Origin of the sequence: Lapillicoccus sp., from assembly GCF_025353065.1 — a bacterium.
In the GTDB taxonomy this organism is placed as follows: Bacteria; Actinomycetota; Actinomycetes; order Actinomycetales; family Dermatophilaceae; genus Lapillicoccus.
The window spans coordinates 1-3,075 of sequence record NZ_JANXRJ010000280.1 but is presented as its reverse complement, the minus strand read 5'-3'; the positions used below and the strand labels follow the sequence as shown (position 1 = coordinate 3,075).

Here is a 3,075-nt window from a genome sequence, read left to right as displayed (position 1 = left end):
TGCAGGGCAAGGGCCGCGCCCTGTGGTGCGTCGGCGAGCAGCACTACAAGGTCCAGACCGTCCTGCACCCCATCGAGCGCGAGCTCACCTTCACCAACCAGAACATCACCGGTGCCGCCTGACCACCCCGACGCCCTACGCCATGGCCTCGACGTGAGCCCCGCGTCACCGACGGGACCACGGCCGTGAAGAAGATCGCGCTGATCGTCGCCCCCGTCCTGGTGCTCCTGTTCGGCATCCCTGTGAGCGTGGCCCTGATCGTGGTCGCCCTCACCGGCCCCGCCGTCGACGAACAGCTGCGCACCATCGCCTGCGCGGATGCGCCCACCACCACCGGCCAGAACACAGCCGGGACGCTCCCCATCGACTCGCCGACTAGGGCCCTGACGCTGAATCGCCCGTCGCCTCCGCTCGATCCGGCAAGTCGAGCAGTGGGGGAGGGCGGCATCGGGTTCCCGCTCCCACCCCCTGGAGTGCCCCGGCATAACTCCCTGCGCAACCCCCCGCTGCCGATCCCGCCAGCGATCAGGACCGACTACGTGGCCGCCGCCGCCCGGTACGCGCTCCCGTGGACTTTGCTGGCCGGGATCGGGATGGAGGAGACCGGGCACGGCCGGACCACCGCCACCAGCTCCGCCGGTGCGCAGGGGCTGATGCAGTTCATGCCCGCGACATGGGCGGTCATGGGCGTCGACGGCAACGGCGACGGCCGCGCCGACATCACCAACCCCGCCGACAGCGCCATGTCAGCCGCCAACTACCTCACCCAGGAAGGAGCGACCAGCAGCCCCAACGGGGTTCGCCGCGCCATCTTCGCGTACAACCACGCCGACTGGTACGTCAACGACATCCTGTTCTACGCCGCCGCCTACGGGGGCGGCACCGTCCTCGGCGGCGGCACCGACTGCGGTCTGACAGCGAGGGGGCCGGGCGTAGGCAACCCCCAGCTCCCACCCCTGACTAGTGCGCGACTGCAGAGGGTCATGGAGTGGGCGATCCGTCAGGTGGGGGACCGGTACGTAATGGGCGCCGCCGGCCCTGACGCGTGGGACTGCTCCTCCTTCACCCAGACCGCGTACGCCCAGATCGGGATCACCACCCCGCGCACAGCCCAGGCGCAACGGGACTGGCTCGCCGCCGGCAACGGCTACCGCGTCGACCCCACGCAGGCCCGACCCGCCGACCTAGTCTTCTACGACTCCTACCTCGGACCCAACACCATCGGCCACGTCGCCATGGTCCTCGACCCCACCCGGCAGACTACCGTCGAAGCCATGAACAGCACCCGCGGCGTCACCTACGGCACCTACGCCGGCGCCGCGACCAGGCACCACATCTTCGAGGTCTGGCGCGTCGGCAACCTGACGACCCCACCGACCCCGTAGACCAGCGCCGGCGTAGTTGACCCGCGCCCCCGTCCGAGCTGGGCGTCGAATCGAGAACCGGTGAGTGTCCACCGGGGACGGGTTCCACGGCATACGAGAAAGAGGAAGGAGAATCAGCATGCAGGGAGAACGTCGCAGGAACCCGTACCCCTTCACCTGGGAGATCCCGCTGGCCGTCCTCGTCGCCGTCGTCCTGCTGGCCGTCCTCGGCGTCCACGCCGGACGGGCGGCGGCGAACCTGGTTGCTGGCGCTGGTCTCACCCTGCCCCCGCGAGCGGAGTTGTTCACCAGCGTGGTCGCGGTGATGCGGGGGGATGCCGGGGCCGGACTGACAGGGGCGCAGGTTCCGGCGGCCCGGCTGGCCGGGGCTGTGGCGGTCAAGGTCTGGGTCGCCGTCGTCGAGACGCTGCTGCTGGCGCTGATGCTGTGGGCGGGGAAGGTTGGACTGGACCGGTGGGGGCCCGGCCGGATCCAGGGCATGGCCACCCGGGAGGAGGCCGAACGGCTCCTCGGCCGCTCCCGGCTGCGCCGGATGAGCGCGGTCGTGCGGCCCGACCTGTACGGGCGACGTCGATGAGCCGGCCCGCAGTTCCGTTCCCGTGGAGGGGTTTCGCCCCTACGCAGGTGGGGTGGCGTCTTGGCCGGGGGCAGCAACCCCGTGGGGGAGAGCTGTGGATCCCGTGGGACCGCACCGCCGGAGTCATCGGGCCACAGGGCTCAGGCAAGACCCTCGACCTGCTCATCCCCGCCCTCCTCGGCGCCCCCGGCGCAGCCCTGGTGACCCTGACCAAGGTCGACGACCTCCTGCTCAGCATCACCGCCCGCAGCCGACCGATGTCCACCCCCGCCGGCGACCACACAAGCAGCCATGGCGCACGAGCGGGAGCGAAGGTGACTGATGGGCAGGAGCGTCCGTGCGTGGTGCTCGACCCCTTCGGGCTCGCCGTCGGGCTACCCGAACTGGTGTGGGACCCGATCGAGGGGTGCGTTGACCCGGTGGTCGCCGAGCGGCGGGCCAAGGCCTTCACCGCCGGCACTGTCACGGGGGCGGTCGCCGGCGGCCACGGCGACGACGCCGCCCGGTTCTACGCCGCCGAGGCGGCGAAGGTCATCCAGGCCTACTTCCATGCCGCTGCCCTGACCGGTCGGACGCTGGAGGACGTCCTGCGGTGGGTGGCCAGCCCCCGCAGTGCGACCGACCCGACCGAGATCCTGCGCGAGCACCCCCACGCCGCCCCGTTCTGGCACGGGCTGCTGCACGGCGCCCTCCACGGGGACGACCGGACCGCCGGCAACACCACCACCACCGTGCAGCAGGCGATGAACCTGTTCTTCCAGGAACCCATCCGCCGCCGCTGCGTCCCCGGCCCCGGCCGACCCGCCACCGACATCGCCGACGTCATCCGCGCCGGCGGCACCATCTACCTCCTCGGCCGGGAAGACCCCTACGCCAGCGCCTCTCCCCTGATGACCGCCGTGGCCGAGCACGTCCTCGACACCGCCCTGCAGCTGGCGCAGGCATCCCCCTGGGGTCGGTTGTGCCCGCCGATGCTGGCCTGCCTCGACGAGCTGCCGTCCACTGCGCCGCTACCGACCCTGCGCACGAGGATGGCGAACGAGCGCGCGCTGGGGATCTCGTTCATCTGGGCCGCGCAGACCCGCCCCCAGCTGTCGGCGATCCTGGGGGAGC

Annotated in this window: 3 protein-coding genes; all 3 read left to right on the top strand. The window is 71.6% G+C overall.

Going from position 1 to position 3,075, the window contains the following annotated elements; translation table 11 throughout:
- Window positions 1-185: 185 nt before the first annotated feature.
- Entirely contained in the window at window positions 186-1,385 is a 1,200-nt protein-coding gene (locus Q0R63_RS20435; protein ID WP_295701592.1) for a lytic murein transglycosylase, read from the top strand.
- A 118-nt stretch (window positions 1,386-1,503) separates the two neighbouring features.
- The gene (locus tag Q0R63_RS20430) at window positions 1,504-1,962 is read left to right on the top strand and encodes a hypothetical protein (protein WP_295701590.1); all 459 of its coding nucleotides are present in this window, start codon (window positions 1,504-1,506) and stop codon (window positions 1,960-1,962) included.
- Window positions 1,963-2,009: 47 nt separating this feature from the next.
- Window positions 2,010-3,075 (top strand): TraM recognition domain-containing protein (locus tag Q0R63_RS20425; protein ID WP_295701587.1); only part of this gene is annotated, 1,066 nt, incomplete at its 3' end.